This is a genomic window from Marinifilum flexuosum (assembly GCF_003610555.1).
Classification (GTDB): Bacteria; Bacteroidota; Bacteroidia; order Bacteroidales; family Marinifilaceae; genus Marinifilum; species Marinifilum flexuosum.
Genome location: NZ_RAPQ01000009.1, coordinates 449404 through 466707 on the forward strand (window position 1 = coordinate 449404; position 17304 = coordinate 466707).

The window sequence follows — 17304 nt, forward strand, 5'->3', positions numbered from 1 at the left end:
CTAAAAATCGAACAAATTATAAAATCATAACAAATGAAAAACTTTTTTTGTTTCCTTTTACTTGGACTTATTAGTCTAAATGTATCGGCACAAGATGCTAAAGCAAAAGCTATTCTAGATAAAGTATCAGAAATTAACAAACAATACAAAAGCATTAAAGCTAAATTTACCTTTTCTATGGACAACGAGGAAGAGGACATTCACGAAATATCTGATGGAAGTATTCTTTTAAAAGAAAACAAATACAAACTACAGTTAATGGGTGTTGACACCTATTTTGATGGAACAACTCAATATTCTCACATTATTGATGCCGAAGAAGTAAGCATTAAAGAACCAGATGAAGACGAAGATGAAGCATTAAATCCTGCTAAAATATTTTCGATTTACGAAAATGGTTTTACTTATAAGTATGTAAACGAAGTAAGTGAAAATGGGAAAAAGCTTCATGTAATTGATTTATTTCCTACTGATGAAGAACGTGGTTTCACTCACATACGATTAAAAATCGATCAGGCTACAAACCAAATCAGTGCTCTTAAATCAGTAGGTAAAGATGGAAACGATGTTAGCATTGTTCTTAAAAAGTTAACTCCTAATGTTAGCTTAACCGATAAGGATTTTGTATTTGATACTGCTGCCAATCCCGATGTGGATGTTAACGATATGAGATAAGATAGTTCTAAAATCTATATTACAATCCTCTGTTTTCGCAGGGGATTTTTTTTGCACCTAAGAAATATCGGAATTCCACACCCATTTTTTTTAAAAAAGTTGACTATTTGCAAAAAGAAAATAGAGTAAAATTTTTGACACAAAGTAGTTTTTCCATCTTCCAAAGCAAACTGTTTAAAAGAGAGCTATGCCTTTATTCATTAATGCTGTCATTTCCTTTAATATATCTGAAATATGAACGTTTTATAAGATCAACACCATACAAAATATTGGTATTTTGTATATCTTCGATCAGATAAATATTCATACTTATGAAAAGATTCAAATTCTTGGCAAGCCTAATCTTAATTGGCATTCTATCATTCTCTAACACATATGCAAAGCAATTTTCAGAACAATCAGAAGTAAGTCTTCTAACCTGTTCGCCTGGTGAAGATATTTACCGACATTGGGGACACTCAGCATTGAGATTTCATGATCCACTAAATAAAATTGACCTGGTTTTTAATTATGGAACATTCAATTTTAACACACCAAACTTTTACACGAAGTTTATTAAAGGAAAATTAATGTATCGATTGGCATATGAATCTTATCGCGATTTTTTACCTGAATATATGAGATCTGGTCAAGGTGTAACTGAACAGAAATTGAATTTAGATCTGGAAACAAAAAGAAAGCTATTTGCTGCTGTAATAGAAAATTACAAGCCCGAAAATAGGTATTATCATTACGATTTCTTGTTTGATAACTGTTCAACTCGAATACGGGATATTATTGAGGACAATGTAGAAGGAAAAATCATCTATAAGGAAAATACGAATGAGTCTAAAAGTTTCTGGAATTTACTGGATCAATTTATGGAGCGAAGCCGATGGGTTTACCTAGGCATTCATTTAATTCTAGGTTCTCCATGTGATGTTGAAGCCACACCATACCAGTATATGTTTTTACCTGATAACATGATGTTTGCCTTTACCAATGCTACAGTATTAAATAACGGCGAAAGAGTTCCACTTGTTAGCCATACGAAGGAGGTATTAAAACCTACTTTAGATTACAAGATGACAGAATGGTATAAACGTCCTAGTTTTATATTCGGAGTACTTTCACTAATATTTTTATTGATAAGCATTCGCTCATTAAAAAGCAAGCGCAATTATTTTATTATCGATCATATTTTATTCGGAGTAACAGGTTTAGTTGGTTGGGTAATTATTTTCCTTTGGTTTTTCACCGATCATCAGGCAACAGGACCAAACTGGAATATAATTTGGGCCTTGCCATTTTATTTTCCTGTAGCAAACATCTTGCTGAGCATGAAAAATAAAGCATCATACTTTTTCTTCTTTGCAAGCTCGCTACTATTATTAATTGTTTTGTCCGCATGGTCTATCATTCCACAATCATTGCCGAATGAAATTTTACCAATTGTGGCCTTATTATTTATACGATCAATCTATATCGTTAAAAAATTAAAACTTAAGTTGATTTAATGGATACTTTAGAAATTAATCAAACAAAATTTACAAAAACATTCAGAATTGGCTCTTTCGATACCGATTTTAATGGAAGAGTTAAACTTACATCCATATGCAATTACCTGCAAGAAATTGCGGGTATGCATGCCGATGCCTTAAATTGGGGAATCGATAAATTAATGCAACAAAATTTATCGTGGGTTTTAACACGATTAAAAGTTAAAGTAATCGATTATCCAAAATGGACGGATGAGATTACTGTTGAAACCTGGCCTACCGGAATTGAAGGATTGTTTGGGAATCGAGATTTTAGAATTCTAGATAAGCATGGCAATACAATCATTCTGGCAAGTTCGTCATGGTTAATCATTAATATCAAGAGTAAAAGACCAACTCGTCCCCACTCCATTATCGATGGTGACAAGTATGGCAATGCTGAAAAAGTATTTGAAACGCCATTGCAAAAATTAAATACTGATGTTCCTGAAAATCCAACCTTAAGTATTGATGTACATTTCAGCGATATTGACATTAACCAGCATGTTAATAATGTGAAATACATCAAATGGATTATAGATTCGTGTCCTATCGAAAAATTACGTTCGGGGCTGATTGATGAATTAAAAGTTAATTTTCTGCACGAGGCCAAGTACAGCGATCAATTAAACATTTATAATAATTGCAATAACAATAATGACCGCGAATCTCATTTTGTAATTAGAAACAACAAAAGCAATGTAGAAAATTGCAGGTCAATTATTAAATGTATAACCGCCAAAACAATTTGTACACAAATTTAAATCAAATTGTACAAGAAAAACTACACGCATAAGAATAAAATAATAAAGGGGCTTTAAAGCCCCTTTAAACATCATTTAAAATCAAGCTGCCACCTTGTCAAGTAAGTGAATAATATTCTCTTTTATCTTCCCCTTATCTCTTTTCCATTCACACAAATCGATTCCTTTGTTATAATCCGGATATGACAACTCCTGTCTATTAAATTTAAATTTTTTACACAATGGGAATATATAGCGATATGTACGGACTCTATATATTTCTAAATCTCCTATCAGAAAGGAGATATTATTTCTTAAATAACCTGTGGGTGAAGTTGTATTTGTAAACAATTGCTCATGTACATATTCTCCTGTTCTTTTATTTCTTAAAAATTTAGTGTAGTGAAAACCATAGTATTTAAAATTAGCTGCTTTGTATATAGTCCCGCACCCCAATCTACCATCAGCAAAGCTTTGAACTGCTACACAGTTAATATCCAACCTCCGTAATAATTTAATAGATGCTGCTATCAAAATACTCTCAGAATTATGCCCTAAGATATCATCAATCCACATCCTGTTTAATTCACACATCCAAGCATCAGGGTTTGGATGTGTGAAAATTCGGGCTTTAGAATTTTTCATATACCCATATACAGCAACGCCCAGACATGTTTCAATATCATCCTCTTTAAATATTCCAAAATTGTACTTCCCAAAACCTCCATCATTCCACTTGTGGGAATAGTGGTTTTCAATTATCATTTTCTTAGCAAGCTTTTTTGGAACTTCTTTGATTATTAAATTTCCCAAACTTGATGTTCTTTTTAAAATAAAATTTCCCATAAACACTATGTTTTAATATTAATGTATTGTTATATTTGCTCCTCTCACACAAAATAAAAAGGTGCCACAACACCGGGAAGACTACATGTCCTCGCCGTGGTGTTGTGGCACCTTTATTTTTCGACTAATTGTGTGAGAGCTTTAGCCGAAAAGAGGCGGGGGCACCCTTGCCCCCAATTGCATTACTCAACCATATCAAAAATTCCTTCCAATTGACTTGCTGTAATATCCTCCGGAATATCATCCTGATTAATTTTGTGTAGTTTAATCTCCACTTCATCATCGAGAGATTTGTTGTAATCCTCAATTTGCTTTTCGCGGATCTCAAACAACTCCTTTTTCTCTTCCTTTAATGCATCCATTTTCTTTTTGTGTGCATCCTTGTGCTCAGGAAGAATGATGAACTGACCTTGTGCCGATGGTACTGGACTCCCTTCATTATCTTTTTTGCAGTATTCCAGGTTGATTTCGCGTTGCTGCTTTTCAACCTCTTGCCACTCCTTGCTAGGCTCAATCGATTTGCGAATATCATCGCATTCGTTCTTAACGGTGCGCATGTTTTTGCTTACTGCATAAGCAAACTTCACACCTCTTAAATTACCAACTGCCTGTAATGCCTGTTCTAATTGTAATACTTCTCCCTTTTTCATGTATTTGATTTTTAAAAATTTATAATTGCTTAATATTTAACCTGTTGCTATTAATAGTTTTCACAAATGACACACCAGTAAACACCATCGTAAATAAACTCTAAAGCGGCTCCATGTCGCCAATCAATAGTTATACTACTCACGGGTGTGGCATCCATCCAATAAATTGATTTACCATTACCATTTATTATTGGGTGTTGACTTCCTCCTCTGCGTTTAACTTTTATTACACGGCCTGCTGTTGGGTTGCTAGGCAAGTAAACAGTTCTACTGCTACTACTACTCATAGAAGCAGTTACGTAATAGTCTGTGTTAGTTAATGTAGTTGTGTAAGTTATAATTCTTGTTTTAACGGTTACAGCTCCTTTTGTGGTAATTGATCCTCCAATTATTAATCCATTTGATATTGTACCACCTGTTTTTAACAGATAGCTATCAAGCTCGGTTTTAAGTGCATATTTATCGCTTAAATACTGGTTGCCTTCCATAATGGTAGTGGCATCAAGTATTCCGTTAATGGTTGCATTTCCATCAGAAGTGATACCACCAATACCCACATCAATACCATAACAAAACAAATCGCTCGATACGATTACAGAGGCTGTCATGTGTACCTTTCTGTAGAATTTAATATCATCGAAATTAGATGTTGAAGGCCCTGAGAAGTGAGCTACAAGACCAGCTCCACCATCATGAATCCAAACCATGCTTTGATCTTCGTCAGCATTTCGGTTAAGCACAATAGATCCATTAACGGCATTTATTTCGTCTCCATCAATTAATAGATGATGAGTTTCTTTTCCAACTTCTGTAGAATTATTAGTTGTTAACCTTCCTTTGAAATTGATATTCCCCGCTGTATCCCATGCAATATTACCTTTTGCAAAATAACCTGATCCATCAGATTTTAAACTCCATTTATCATCCACCCAAATTTGTGAATCATTAAAATTACATCCTGCAATAAAAGCACCTTCCGCATCAGCTCTGAAAATATCTTTGTAGGTTGATGAAGAATTACCTCTTAAGATTCGAAAACCATAGTTTGGAGTTTCTCCCCACTGATTAACAGTGTCTTTATTACACAACATGCCAAATTGTACAATCTTAACAGCTCCACTGCTCGATAAGGTACTATTATCACTATATAGACTTAAACCTCTTCTCGCTCCTCCGTGAACCGAATCAGTCTCACTATTTTGAAGAGTTAAATATTTGCCACTTATACCACTATAAAGAGATGAGCTTTTAATATCAAAGTTTCCAATCTTGCCCTGTGTAAATTGACAGTTTTGACCATTGATAAACTCACTTGTTACTGTGTTTTGAGTAATTGCAGTAGCTTGTTCACTGGTTATTTTTGTTACAGCTAAATCATTAGCTTCGTCAGCTAAATCGTAAGCGTTATTTGCTGTTTGTTGTGCGGAATTTATTCCAGATTCCCACTGTAATTTGACCGAACTTCCAAAGGTTACATTACCTGAAGTGTCCCACGTAATATTTCCATTAGCTAAATGACCACTTCCGTTCTGTCTCAATATCCAATAAACTTTGTCAGATTGTGAATAAATACCACTTGCACCTGTTGTTATACAAATATTGTCTTTCTTTAAATAAGTACTTGTAAACTCCCAACCTGCAATTGTATTGTGCGAACCAAGTCTAAAAACATTAGAGCCGTCTTTAGTCCCCCATATACCCCAGTTATCATCGCTAAGATAACCCATAGAGACACGATTGCCCCCTGTTGTAGAATTGTGTTGATAAACGTGAAAGCCTTTAATAGATGTACTGTCCTGCGTTCCTATTGTTGTATCAATATTCCCGAATCTTTTTGTTATTCTATCGCTCTTAATATTCCAATCGGCAATTTTACCAAAGCTTGCATTTATACCACCCTCTAGATATCCTTTTTGAGACCAAAATCCATATCCCGATAAGTCCCCAAAAGTCGGAGACGTGATGCCGTCAAGCTTTCCAAATCTGGAAACTGTAATCCCGTCGTAAACAACATCATAAAAAGGCGAATAGGTAGTACTTGAACTAAGATATAAAAGTCCTTTTCTAGCTGCATCAGATGAATTCCAACGAACCAAAACGTCACCCACTTCTGGTATTCCTGAGCCTGTTTTACTGTTGTTCTCCCATCTAACATACTTCATAAATTCACCATCATCATCTTTATATGATGTTGAAGTACCTACAGATGCAACTGTTACATAGTAAGATTTAATATTACCTGCTTGCTTGCTTCCTTGACATCTAAGAACGTCCCCCGCTTGAAATGGCTGTTCTTTACTGAAATAGAAATTTGTGTGTGTAGTGCCAGATGCTAATACTTTTTCAATTTCATCGTGGTCAGAAACAATTAAATCACCATTTGAAATATTGATTTGATTATTTGTAAACGTGTTGCAAGTTAAACTCTCTCTTATGTCCAGATTAGTTAATTCTCCGTGGGCTGCTTGGCTAATTCTCCAACCTGTACCAGTTATTCCTGATTCATAAGAAGGTGACCCTATATAGCCGTTTATTGTTGCCCCCAAACCTGTCAATTCTAGAATAACAGAATCGTTTATGTAATTTCTGATTCTATCAGGTGCTTTTATTCTGATATCACCAAAATAATTACCCCCCTCTATTTTATAGGATGAATTACTAAGCCACAAACCGCCACCGCTAGTATTAGCACCTGCATTTATAACACCTGTAATCTCATGATTTCCTACTGTTTTTGTTCCTGTGCTAGTAGTCTCAAATCTTTTATTACTATTATAATACAACTTAACTCCTGCATTGCCATAGAATGAGGCAGACATAGTAGGAGTTTCGTTTTTAGTACCTGACCATAGTCTAATTGGTTGACTAGCTTGATTTGCCATAATATCCAACCCACCGTTTTGGTTCGTACTAATACCATAACCATAGTTATTGGCAACCAATCCAAATTTTATACTAGAATTATCATCTACAGAGCCAAGATTTGCGATAGTTCCACTTCTTAAGATGTATGCTTGACCTGAAACTTTAACACCTGCTGAGGTAGTTTCAAACTTTAAATGATTACCCTTAGAGTATAATTTTACCCCCTCTGTAACCGAACTATTACCAATGTGTGCATAATTATCAGCACCCATAGAAAGCAGATTACCATAACTACCACCGCCTGCAATTAATCCTTGAATAGATTTGTTATGCCCTAATTGTACAGTAGTAGCAAAATTAGCTAATCCGTTAACTGTAAGGTTACCGTATGCTCTTAGGTTTCTGGAATTCCAATCAAAATCAGATTTATTTGAATTATCCTTATGCCAATAATCCGATGCAAGTCTTTTACCTACAATTCGCTTATTGGTCAAATCCCAAGAAAGCAACCAATCATCACTGATATCATCAGCGCGTGTGGCAATGGCTTCCAAAGAATCCTTCTTACCCAATTTTAAAAGAGGCTTTACACCTTCAACCACTCCCATATAATAGGCTTCACCTGCACCTCGGTTGATTTCAATACCACTAAAAGCAATTGCGGTACCTGGAATAACTCCTGTTATTTGACTGCCCGGTTCACCTACATTTAATTGCATCAAATTATTTTCAACATTTAAATGCTCGGCATGGGTTTCGTAAGCCGATCCGTTTTGGATGATGTTGCCGTTTACATATAGGTCGGCGTTAATGGTTTGGTCGTATTCGTAGGTGTTAACAGCATCGCGGCGGGCATAACTGGCAGCAACAACACCGCCCAACTTGTCGGCATTGTCAACAGAAAGAGCGGCTGCCTGATATTTAATATAGCCAGCTTCAACACTTAAAGCATCGAGTAATGCCTTTTGGCTTGGCATATGTACATCAACCTTTTTGGCATAGTCTTGTAATATAGCCGGATTAAATTCGCCCTCCGAACTGGATGGACTTGAACTAACCGAAACCGAAACAGAACCACCTTGCGGCACCTGACCATCGCGCCTACGCTTGAATATCTTTCGTTTTTCTATATTAACTGCCGTCATTACTCAATCATATTAATCGTTAAATCATCGGCTAACACTTCTAGCCAACTGCCTTTTAGAGTTTGTCGCTTATCGTTATAGGTGCCACCCAAGCACATTAATTTTCTATCTCCTAAAGATGTTCCCGGATAGGTAAGTACTGAGTGAAAACTGAGTATTCCATCAATATTTTCACCATCACCATTAAAGAAATTAGGAGCTTCCAAAGTGCCGCCCAACCACTTTAAACTATTGCGGTAATTACTTTGTAGCGATCTTAATATAATCGCAGCAATGTCGTAGCCTTGAGTGTCGCCAGTAGCACGCCAAGCACCTGTAAAACTATTGTCCAACAAATGCAGCCCACCACGATCAGTACAGTTGTTGTGCTTCGAATCGCCGTGAATCATTTCAATATCTTCAGCCTCGTTTAGCCAATTCTCGTCCATATTGGCTACGAATTCGAGGTCAGGAAAGCTTGTTTCTGTATAGTTGTAAGCAATACGCCCACTTTGTGCGGTGTATGTTTCAATATTGGCAAGACTAACCTCAATATCTTTAACTCTGATATGCTTAATGTCGCCACTATCAACACGAGTTCCTCTATCATCCTTATATCCTTGCCAACGCTTCAGAATTTGCAACTTAATTCGTCCGTGTGGGCAATTATCTGGCACCTTAATTTCTACTTCTTGCCAGGTATCGGCAATATTAACAGGCTTTTCGATATGGAATAACAAACTCCAAACAATTGGTCGAACATTTGTACTGTCAAAATCACCCGTTTGCCATGGTTTTTTATGATACTTCAAGCGCTTATTGTCAATCTCGAATACAATGCCCCCCTCAATTCGCAAAACTTTTTTCGATTCCTCCGAACTATCAAACTCGTTGTTTTTGGTAGCTGCATAAACCTTAAATTTTACTTTGAATCCTTGGTTCACCACACCAGTAACCAAAGCCCCGCTAATGTTATTTTCGACCAACGAAACCTCGCTGTCGTCATCATTAGCAAACGGAAGTTTAAAGTACACCTCGTTGTCGTCAATTTCTTCCTCTTTGGTTCCCGAAAAGCTTGCACCATTTAGGAACTTCCAACCATCAACACCTGTAACACCTTGCAATTCGTAATAGTCGCCAACATCAACCCAATCAGGATCGCCTTGCAATGCTTTAATTTCCGAAAAATTAGAACTTTCAATAACTACCTCGTCTGCATAAGGCGAATACTGTAATGTTGCTTTATTAAATCCGGATACAACATCGATATTCTGATCCGCGGCATACCAATCCGCTTGAGTAGGAATTGTAATAACAGGATTAACAGTTTGCAATACCTGAGCTGATGCCTCGCTTGTATATCTTCTGCGCTCAAAGCTCCCGGTAAACAAAGGAGTACTTACAATATTTAAACAGCCTTCGTTTTGGAAACAAATGGCCCTTTGTAGTTTTACCAAATAGTCTAACACCTCGCGGCAATTCATAGGCACGCCTTTCTCATCGTAATAGTTGGAACAATCCACCTTCATTTGATGATACGGACTGCTAAGCGTGTCCATTCCTTCCGCGTAAACATCACAAGCAACATATACATACTTGTAACCAACATCTAGCTTATTCAAGATAATCCACAACACCTCCCAAGCGGTTTTTAATCCTTCGTAACGCAGTCCATTATCATCGAGAAAAGAAATTCTCTCCATAACTTTAAACCCATCATTAAACTGAAGACTCACTGGGTAATTCTCATTTCGGTCGTATTGCTCGTTATATATTTCCGAATTCAAAAAGCCTTTCCAAACTATCTTATCATTCTTGTAAAAATGCCCTTTATACTTTTGCTTATCGTTGGTGTATAAATTTGCATACTGACCATCGTATGCAGCCTCTAATTTCAATTCAATACCCGAACCAATTGTCGGGTGAAACTTATTATTTAGGCTGGCACGCTCAAGCGTAAGCGGATCTTCTTGCACAATCATTTCCTCATGAGCACCAACATAGTCGCGCTCGTAAATTTCGAAACGCGACATACCGCCGTTTTTATCTTGCCATTCTCCCTGGAATCTTAGTAAGTGTGTAGCCATTATGCAAACCCTCCAACTTTACGGTTTTCATGTTCGAGGTAAGCCACAAGAGCACCATTTTCAAACCTGAAAATGAAATTACCACCACCGCCACCAGTTTCGCGCACAGCTGCTTTCATATCGCCCAACATATCCGATCGCTTACCAATCCACTCAGGATTATTTACCGCATTTGGATACTCACCAGTAAGTGCCACGGTTGGGCCGCTTACAATCGCACCATCAGCAAAAGCGGGAATCATCGTATTAAACAAGGTCGAAGCGGCAGCACCCAAACCACCAGCTAAAGCAATTGCTCCCGGGCCTGTCCAACCATAATACTTTAAAGCATCTTTAATAATCGAAGCCACACCTTCGGCTATATAGGCCCTAATAATTTCGCGAGCAGCATTAACAGCCGCCTTTGCCAAATCGCCAAAGCTTTCCGCTCCTGTGGTTTTCATATCTTCCATTCGGGCAGCAAATTGAGCCATTGCCTTTTGTGGCCCGGTAAACTTCTTTTCTAACAAATCAAGCTTTTCAATTAAGGATTGAATTGAAGCATCACCCGGGGCAAAACCTTCATCAATCAAAGCCTCAATAGCTTGTTTGGTTAGTTCAATTTCTTCACGATTTGCATTAAAGCTATTCCCAAACATTTCGTTCCATTTTTGGGCTGCCTTAACCTGTTTACCATATCGCTCCATCAGTTTGTCGTAACTGTCGTCAATCTCCAAATCATCGCCAATTACTTCATCGTCGCCATCATCAATATTCAATTTGAAATCCAAAAGAATAGGAGCGGTGTTTTTAGATGCCTTAGTGTTTGCATTCAGCATTTCATTTACTGTGCTGATATAGTTCTTAAGGCGAGTTTGATTCTCAACTATTTCCTTACTGGTAACACCTTCTTGCTTCTCAACCGAATCGTTAAACCATCGACGCAACTGGTTAACTTTCCATGCCGTTGTTTTTTCAGCTTCTCTGCGTGCGGCAGATTCCTGTAAGCCTTGCGTGGCCATTAGCTTTTTGGTTATTTCGTCAGTTTCTTTCGAAATGGCAGATTTACGCTTTCTATATTCCTGATAAACCGTTTCGGTTACTTTCTTTTGAACATCTTCCCATGTTTGCAACTGTTGTTGAGCACGAACTTTAAAATCCTCTAACTGTCGCTTGTTCAAATGATTTATAACTTTGTAAGTATCCTCAATGGCACTTACATCCGAAAGCAATGATGCGCCTCGTTCCTGTGCTTCATTAAACTTGCGTTGCGATGCCGTTGCCGTATCAATATCAATACTATAAGTAAGGTAAGCGGCTGCGGCTGTTGCTAACAAGCCTGCAATCAAACCAACCGGGTTCGATTTCATTGCAAGATTAAGTGCTTGCTGAGCTTTTCTAGCTCTTACCAATACGCGCGAGTAATTTACGGTTCCAACACTTGCCGCTATAGTTGCCGCTTTGTAAGCTCCGAAACCAACAGCCCCAATTTTAACCACTTTGGTAATGCTATCCATATTATTTACAATACCACTAGCCAAAGCCAAAGCTTTCGATTTAATATCTAATATCCATTTGTTCCAATCTGCAAAAACCTTAGCACCTAAGGTGTGAAACTCTTTTAATTGTTCCGCCCATGCCTGCTGTGCCGCACTCGATTCTCCCGAATTTTCAACAACCTGATCTAAGTTGGTATTGATATTGGCAAGCGTACGAATGAATTGTATACCGTCTTCACCTGGTCCCGCAAAAATATCAGCCAATGCCGCACCAACAGCCGGGCTGTTCTTTTCCATATTACCAAGCTTAGCACTAACTTGTTGTAATACTTCAAACATGCTCGTCGAGCCACTCGCAATATCCTGTTGAATTTTCGAAGAGCTTAAACCAATACCATCAAGGGCCTCACGTGTTGCCTTTGTCATTTCGCGCAAACGTATGGTTCCTTCTTTTATCGCATCGGCTGCCTTGTCATCCCAAACGCCCATTTTATTAGCCTCGGCAATAATGGCAACCATTTGCGATGCCGATATTTCAGCCTCTTCGAAATGTGTAGAATATTCTTTTATTTGATTCAACAAATCGCCATTGCTATTGGCTGCCGTCGACAAACCTTTATTCAAAACATCGAACGCCTCTTGTGAATTTTCTTTAAAGACCTTCATCAATACATTACTGGCCTCAATCGATTCGTTTACATCAGCATCATAAGTATTGGCTAAAGCCATAGCTCCACCCGCAGCCTCGTTTAAGGCAGCACCCTGAATGTCTTGTAATTTCACAATACTTTGTCGAATAGTGGAAATTTCACCTGCGTACTCAGCCGCAGCCCCGGCAGTATCAAATATCTTGTCAGCAGCAAACAAAGCCCCAGCAGCAACAGCAGCACTCTTTAACATGCCATCAATGCCGCTAACTTCGCGCCTAAACTTGTCGGTTTTGGCTGCAAAGTCAAGTACATATTTATAGGTTTTATCACTCATTATTCCACTTTTCTTTTAATTCCTCATATCGTTCTTTGGTGCTACCACCAGTCTTTTCGTTCTGATGGTCTTTTATTTCATTATCACCCGGCAATTCCCACAAATCAAATTCACTAATTTGCTTTCCGGGTGGAGGACAAAGCGTTCTAAACACTTGCCTCCTTGCTACTCTCATCGATTTTAAGTACTCCCACTCCCTGTCGTTATTCAGCTTTTTCAAATAAGCCGAGTAGCATTCTTGAAACTCGAAAGGGGTTAAGCTTAGAAATGTTTCAAGACTTAACCCCATCTCACCGACAGCGATGCCCATCATTTCTGTCAAGCTAAGCTCCCGTGCGGGAGTACTTTTTAATTTTTTCCCTCTTCGCCTTTTGTTAGTTTTGCAGCCTCTTCTAGTAAGCGTTCAAAAACCTGAATAATTTCAGGCTCGGATTTATCAACAAAATCATCGAAACTATCTTCGAATACCATTCCCGCTCGTTTTGCACAATCCCTTAATTGATAATAGATCTGTGCCAACATTGCACTTCTCGATCTTGTTTTAAGATCTTCCGCGGTAAACTCTGAGTTTTCAAAATCAAACATCCCGCGATTGGTTTGATAATAAGGGTATGTTTTGCCGTTATATTCTACCTGTGTTTTTGGTTGTGATTTCTTTTCTGCCATGATTTAGAGTTGTTAAAAAAAAGGCAGACAGAGCCGTCTGCCTTTTTCTATTATCAATTAATTTTTAAACAGGAACTGTTTTTACTGTTGGGGTTTCTTTCTGTTTGAAAGCAATAGAAACAACTGAATCCTCAGCCACATTATCGTTTCTTTCACAGCTCTCAATCCAAAAATTACCCTCTACATATTTATCCCCAGTTTGGGCTACTGAATCCTTTGGAGCATACTTAATTTTAAGCATCTCTTTAGCTAGCATTTTTTCGTACATGTCGAAAAAGCTATAACCATCATATAAGGCTAATGCCTCAACAGAGATTTGAGTTTCAGTTTCATCAGGCGCGCTTTCTTTCCCATTTGTATCCTTGGTTCTGCGTTCGCGAAACGAAGTGGAACCCCCAAGTTTACAACTGGTAGCGTGTCCTATTGCTGTCCAAGTGTCGGCGGCGGTCTCTACATACACGAGAATATCGCCACCGTCAATAATTCCGGTGTTTGACATGATTAAGTAAGTTTAGGTTTTATCAAATTCAGCACTGCCTCAACCACATGTTTTGTTGCAATACCATTAGCTATAAGTCCCGCAGCCGCTGCATAAATTATAATCCAGTACCATGCAGCCCCCACAAATATTCCAAGCTGTAGAAAATACCCAACACACGACAAAGCCAAAGCGATTATCCACGATAAAATCTGAGTCTTTACCCCCTCAGTTTTAAGCAGTTTTTTTAAGAATTGGGTAACAATTATCACCAAGCTTACTAATCCTGGTACCGTTGCAAAGTAGGATGCGATATCGATACTCGTTGAGTTTTCAACCGCTGCACTTGCCACAGTCTCAGCCATGGCAACCATTGGGCTTATTACAAAAGCCACGAATGCAATCATTAAAAAGCAAATCAATTTTTTCATTTTTCCTTTTTTTATTGGTTTGTACTTTCGTTTTTACTTAATAATTCACGAGTTTTTTCCTTACTTCCTTTAGAGCTTCCAAGAAAAAAATTGGCTACCGTTGTGCGTTCATTAATCAACATTTGCATAACCTGACCAATTACATTTGAGATTAAAGCCAAAGCCACCGAATCGAAATAATAAACACAAGCAATGTTAGCCCCAATCAAAAGCGCCAACATTGGTAAATTCCAGTTCATAATTCTTTTAGCAAGCCAATCGGTCATTTCTTTACTATGTGGATACATGCCGCGAGCACTAGCTGTGTTTTGTTGATGATAGGCCAACTCATCAGCGTAGGTGTCTGCCAGTAATTTCTCAAACTCAAGTTTGTCCTCAGGACTTATTTCGGGTTCGTTCTTTACCAACTGACTCAAAAGTTTTGCAGGTGGAAAAACATCACCAACCGCATTAACAATGCCCGGGGCTTTTTTACTTAGCCACTTGCCAACCTTTGTATCTTTAAATGCCTTTTTAGCCATGTTTAAATGATGTTTATTTGCCAGTTCTTGCTTGTATTAATTCAACTTCACGAATTCTTCGGTCATGATCTTTTATATCTTCATCATGCTTGTCGATCCTTCGTCTATTCTCTCTAATTTTTCCATCTTGATTAACAGTTACCTCTTTTAATCCTTGTACCTCCTGTATTAGTCGGTCGAACCTTGTAACCATCATTTTAAAACCAAAGAAAATAAGTGCTGATGCGCCTGTTATAACAGCGATGGTGAGCCATTGCATTGTCATAAAAGCCCCCTTTCTTCCAAAAGCTTGCGCAAAGCCTCAGGGCCATACACATTTAAAGGATTGGTTTCGCTGTGTTCCTGAGCGTGTGGGTAGTCTTTAAAATTCCAATCTCCGCCCCATGTTAAACCAACTTCTTTACAAACATTACCGTAAGTTTCCCACAATTCCTCGTTGCCTTTATAGCTCCAAGCCGGGTTTTTACCAATCAACGGAACACCATCGAAAGCATAAGCCAAATTGTGCCAACTTTCGCCCGGTGCTGCATTAGTCAGTTTTTTGGTTCCCATTTGTGGCCCAACCCTTTCAATAATATCGGCAAGGTATCCGTAACCAGCATTTCTAAGGTTTAGACATTTAACTCTAATCACGCTCCACGATCTGCCTTGGCGGTAAAACTTGGCTTGTTCCTCCAATGTTCGCAGGGTGTTATAAACTAAAATATCAACGCCTTTAGCTTCACAAATGGCGATAACCTTTAAAGCTTTTTGCGCTGTTACTGGGTGTAAATCTTGAATATCTCTTGACATACAAAGTGGTTTTTAAAGCCCCCTTTAGAGGGTTGGGGGTATTGGGTTAATTTGGAAAGTGGTCGCCCCTTTTTCGAAGGGAGAAAGCAGGGCGACCTATCACAACTCTAAAGGTTTTTAAGTTTATGCAGCGTTATCCTCAATTAAAGCGATAACACCTTTTTGATCTTCGCGAGCCGTTGAAGCTCCAAAACGAACTTGTGCTTCGATAATGGTTCCACCCATGTAACCAGGAGCCTTCTCGTTCACAATAGTTGTTAATTTACCCTCTGCACGGCACACCATGTTAGAGTTCCAAAACAAGTTACCTGGGCGATCGGTTGTGGCAATTACTGCCTCAGTGCTTTTCTTCACAGGAGTACCTGCATTGGTATATAATAAACCTGTATGGCCTTCCTCAGTGCTTCTGTAATAGATATTGATACCTAATACACGCCCGATAATTCCTTCCGCTAACTTGGAAGTGTTACCCGTTTTTTCATAATCAACAAACTCGTCGATTTTCAAAAGATCAGTATATGCGTCAGGTGTTGCCAACATGCACATTTCACCACCTTGACCATCAACATTCATACGCATTAAAAGGTTTTTCACTTTAAGCATATCATCTTTGGTGATTGCCTTACGGTTACCAGTTAAACCAACAACATTCGAAGCACGGCCTGCACCTGTTGATTTAATAATTTGAGCCGCTACAGTTGGTGCCCAACCTACTACAGCAATATCAGCACACTTTGTTTCAATAACAGAAGCTTGCTGCGCTTGTTTGGTAGTACGCTTATTGTAATTCAAAGCAAAGTCGGTTGGATTGTTAATCAACAACGGATCTGCATAAACCAAATCAACAGCATAACTGTCGGAGCTATCCAATGCGGTTTTAACTGGCAAAGGCAAAGTTTTTGGAGTGCCTTTTTTAGCTTTTCCAATTGACCCCTGAACAGGTCTCTCAACAGATGTAACATTATCCGCTACACCTGACTCCCCAACAGATTTCTTATAGAAAGAATTGTTTGGGAAGATTTGCTTTTGCAATTCCTTCGAATATTTAATAGGATTAATTTGTGCCATCTTTCACAATTTTATAAGGTTAGTCAATCTGAACAGGCGCGCCTGCAGGAACAAAGCCAGCACCGTCAAAAACGAATTCAATAGTTTTGGTTTTACCCGCAACACCATCAATAGTAACACCAGTAATACCAGAGCCGAAAATGGTTTTTTCAGTTGCATTGGTTTTCACCTTAAAGAGGATGCGGTCGCCTACTTTTGCATTTTCATCAATTGTTAAATTGATGGTACGATCTGCGGTCGCTTCAACCGTAGCACCGTCTACAACGGTAACCGAGTTTACAATTTCCAGATCCTGTGCGCCGGATGCTGAAAGGCTAAGCTGTGAAGCTTCACCAAACGGATATCTTACAATTTGTTCGTCCATTTTTTATTTAGAATT

The 17304-nt window shown here is 38.3% G+C and carries 17 protein-coding genes; 3 read left to right on the forward strand and 14 right to left on the reverse strand.

Annotated elements, in window-relative coordinates; all coding sequences use genetic code 11:
* Nucleotides 1-33 precede the first annotated feature (33 nt).
* The 3 genes from BXY64_RS11690 to BXY64_RS11700 all read left to right on the forward strand — a co-directional run bounded on the left by BXY64_RS11690 (nt 34) and on the right by BXY64_RS11700 (nt 2956).
* Nucleotides 34-675, forward strand: a complete 642-nt coding sequence (locus tag BXY64_RS11690) for a LolA family protein (RefSeq protein WP_120240176.1) — start codon at nt 34-36, stop codon at nt 673-675.
* A gap of 311 nt (nt 676-986) precedes the next feature.
* Nucleotides 987-2171: a lipoprotein N-acyltransferase Lnb domain-containing protein gene (locus BXY64_RS11695; protein ID WP_120240177.1), complete on the forward strand. Its 1185-nt coding sequence runs from the start codon at nt 987-989 to the stop codon at nt 2169-2171.
* Entirely contained in the window at nt 2171-2956 is a 786-nt protein-coding gene (locus BXY64_RS11700) for an acyl-[acyl-carrier-protein] thioesterase (protein ID WP_120240178.1), read from the forward strand. Before BXY64_RS11695 ends, BXY64_RS11700 begins: the two co-directional genes overlap by 1 nt.
* Nucleotides 2957-3037: 81 nt before the next feature.
* Here BXY64_RS11700 and BXY64_RS11705 read toward each other — a convergent pair whose 3' ends face one another.
* From BXY64_RS11705 to BXY64_RS11770, 14 genes are all read right to left on the reverse strand, one after another.
* Nucleotides 3038-3781, reverse strand: coding sequence for a Mom family adenine methylcarbamoylation protein (locus BXY64_RS11705; RefSeq protein ID WP_120240179.1), 744 nt, complete (start codon nt 3779-3781; stop codon nt 3038-3040).
* A 182-nt stretch (nt 3782-3963) separates the two neighbouring features.
* The gene (locus BXY64_RS11710) at nt 3964-4431 is read right to left on the reverse strand and encodes a hypothetical protein (RefSeq protein ID WP_120240180.1); all 468 of its coding nucleotides are present in this window, start codon (nt 4429-4431) and stop codon (nt 3964-3966) included.
* A gap of 50 nt (nt 4432-4481) precedes the next feature.
* Entirely contained in the window at nt 4482-8441 is a 3960-nt protein-coding gene (locus tag BXY64_RS11715) for a hypothetical protein (protein ID WP_120240181.1), read from the reverse strand.
* A complete protein-coding gene (locus BXY64_RS11720) occupies nt 8441-10507 on the reverse strand; it encodes a hypothetical protein (RefSeq protein WP_120240182.1) in 2067 nt (688 codons plus the stop codon). The genes BXY64_RS11715 and BXY64_RS11720 overlap by 1 nt, the downstream gene beginning before the upstream one ends.
* Nucleotides 10507-12969, reverse strand: coding sequence for a phage tail tape measure protein (locus tag BXY64_RS11725; RefSeq protein WP_120240183.1), 2463 nt, complete (start codon nt 12967-12969; stop codon nt 10507-10509). Before BXY64_RS11725 ends, BXY64_RS11720 begins: the two co-directional genes overlap by 1 nt.
* A complete protein-coding gene (locus BXY64_RS11730; protein ID WP_120240184.1) occupies nt 12962-13282 on the reverse strand; it encodes a hypothetical protein in 321 nt (106 codons plus the stop codon). Before BXY64_RS11730 ends, BXY64_RS11725 begins: the two co-directional genes overlap by 8 nt.
* Before the next feature lie 35 nt (nt 13283-13317).
* Nucleotides 13318-13635: a hypothetical protein gene (locus BXY64_RS11735; RefSeq protein WP_120240185.1), complete on the reverse strand. Its 318-nt coding sequence runs from the start codon at nt 13633-13635 to the stop codon at nt 13318-13320.
* Nucleotides 13636-13699: 64 nt separating this feature from the next.
* Nucleotides 13700-14134: a phage tail tube protein gene (locus BXY64_RS11740; RefSeq protein ID WP_120240186.1), complete on the reverse strand. Its 435-nt coding sequence runs from the start codon at nt 14132-14134 to the stop codon at nt 13700-13702.
* A gap of 2 nt (nt 14135-14136) precedes the next feature.
* Complete coding sequence (locus BXY64_RS11745) at nt 14137-14544, reverse strand: hypothetical protein (RefSeq protein WP_147375977.1); 408 nt, start codon at nt 14542-14544, stop codon at nt 14137-14139.
* An 11-nt stretch (nt 14545-14555) separates the two neighbouring features.
* Nucleotides 14556-15065, reverse strand: coding sequence for a hypothetical protein (locus tag BXY64_RS11750; protein WP_120240188.1), 510 nt, complete (start codon nt 15063-15065; stop codon nt 14556-14558).
* A gap of 13 nt (nt 15066-15078) precedes the next feature.
* Entirely contained in the window at nt 15079-15330 is a 252-nt protein-coding gene (locus BXY64_RS11755) for a hypothetical protein (protein ID WP_120240189.1), read from the reverse strand.
* On the reverse strand, nt 15327-15857 hold the full coding sequence (locus BXY64_RS11760) for a M15 family metallopeptidase (RefSeq protein ID WP_120240190.1): 531 nt from the start codon (nt 15855-15857) through the stop codon (nt 15327-15329). The genes BXY64_RS11755 and BXY64_RS11760 overlap by 4 nt, the downstream gene beginning before the upstream one ends.
* Before the next feature lie 123 nt (nt 15858-15980).
* The gene (locus BXY64_RS11765; RefSeq protein ID WP_120240191.1) at nt 15981-16925 is read right to left on the reverse strand and encodes a hypothetical protein; all 945 of its coding nucleotides are present in this window, start codon (nt 16923-16925) and stop codon (nt 15981-15983) included.
* 19 nt (nt 16926-16944) lie between these two features.
* The gene (locus tag BXY64_RS11770) at nt 16945-17289 is read right to left on the reverse strand and encodes a hypothetical protein (protein WP_120240192.1); all 345 of its coding nucleotides are present in this window, start codon (nt 17287-17289) and stop codon (nt 16945-16947) included.
* Between the last annotated feature and the right edge of the window lie 15 nt (nt 17290-17304).

Coding starts and splice junctions, on each gene's coding strand:
- BXY64_RS11700 (WP_120240178.1), top strand. CDS start 2,171: ATGGATACTTTAGAAATTAATCAAACAAAATTTACAAAAACATTCAGA.
- BXY64_RS11695 (WP_120240177.1), top strand. CDS start 987: ATGAAAAGATTCAAATTCTTGGCAAGCCTAATCTTAATTGGCATTCTA.
- BXY64_RS11705 (WP_120240179.1), bottom strand. CDS start 3,781: ATGGGAAATTTTATTTTAAAAAGAACATCAAGTTTGGGAAATTTAATA.
- BXY64_RS11690 (WP_120240176.1), top strand. CDS start 34: ATGAAAAACTTTTTTTGTTTCCTTTTACTTGGACTTATTAGTCTAAAT.
- BXY64_RS11750 (WP_120240188.1), bottom strand. CDS start 15,065: ATGGCTAAAAAGGCATTTAAAGATACAAAGGTTGGCAAGTGGCTAAGT.
- BXY64_RS11710 (WP_120240180.1), bottom strand. CDS start 4,431: ATGAAAAAGGGAGAAGTATTACAATTAGAACAGGCATTACAGGCAGTT.
- BXY64_RS11740 (WP_120240186.1), bottom strand. CDS start 14,134: ATGTCAAACACCGGAATTATTGACGGTGGCGATATTCTCGTGTATGTA.
- BXY64_RS11755 (WP_120240189.1), bottom strand. CDS start 15,330: ATGACAATGCAATGGCTCACCATCGCTGTTATAACAGGCGCATCAGCA.
- BXY64_RS11715 (WP_120240181.1), bottom strand. CDS start 8,441: ATGACGGCAGTTAATATAGAAAAACGAAAGATATTCAAGCGTAGGCGC.
- BXY64_RS11760 (WP_120240190.1), bottom strand. CDS start 15,857: ATGTCAAGAGATATTCAAGATTTACACCCAGTAACAGCGCAAAAAGCT.
- BXY64_RS11730 (WP_120240184.1), bottom strand. CDS start 13,282: ATGATGGGCATCGCTGTCGGTGAGATGGGGTTAAGTCTTGAAACATTT.
- BXY64_RS11735 (WP_120240185.1), bottom strand. CDS start 13,635: ATGGCAGAAAAGAAATCACAACCAAAAACACAGGTAGAATATAACGGC.
- BXY64_RS11745 (WP_147375977.1), bottom strand. CDS start 14,544: ATGAAAAAATTGATTTGCTTTTTAATGATTGCATTCGTGGCTTTTGTA.
- BXY64_RS11765 (WP_120240191.1), bottom strand. CDS start 16,925: ATGGCACAAATTAATCCTATTAAATATTCGAAGGAATTGCAAAAGCAA.
- BXY64_RS11725 (WP_120240183.1), bottom strand. CDS start 12,969: ATGAGTGATAAAACCTATAAATATGTACTTGACTTTGCAGCCAAAACC.
- BXY64_RS11720 (WP_120240182.1), bottom strand. CDS start 10,507: ATGGCTACACACTTACTAAGATTCCAGGGAGAATGGCAAGATAAAAAC.
- BXY64_RS11770 (WP_120240192.1), bottom strand. CDS start 17,289: ATGGACGAACAAATTGTAAGATATCCGTTTGGTGAAGCTTCACAGCTT.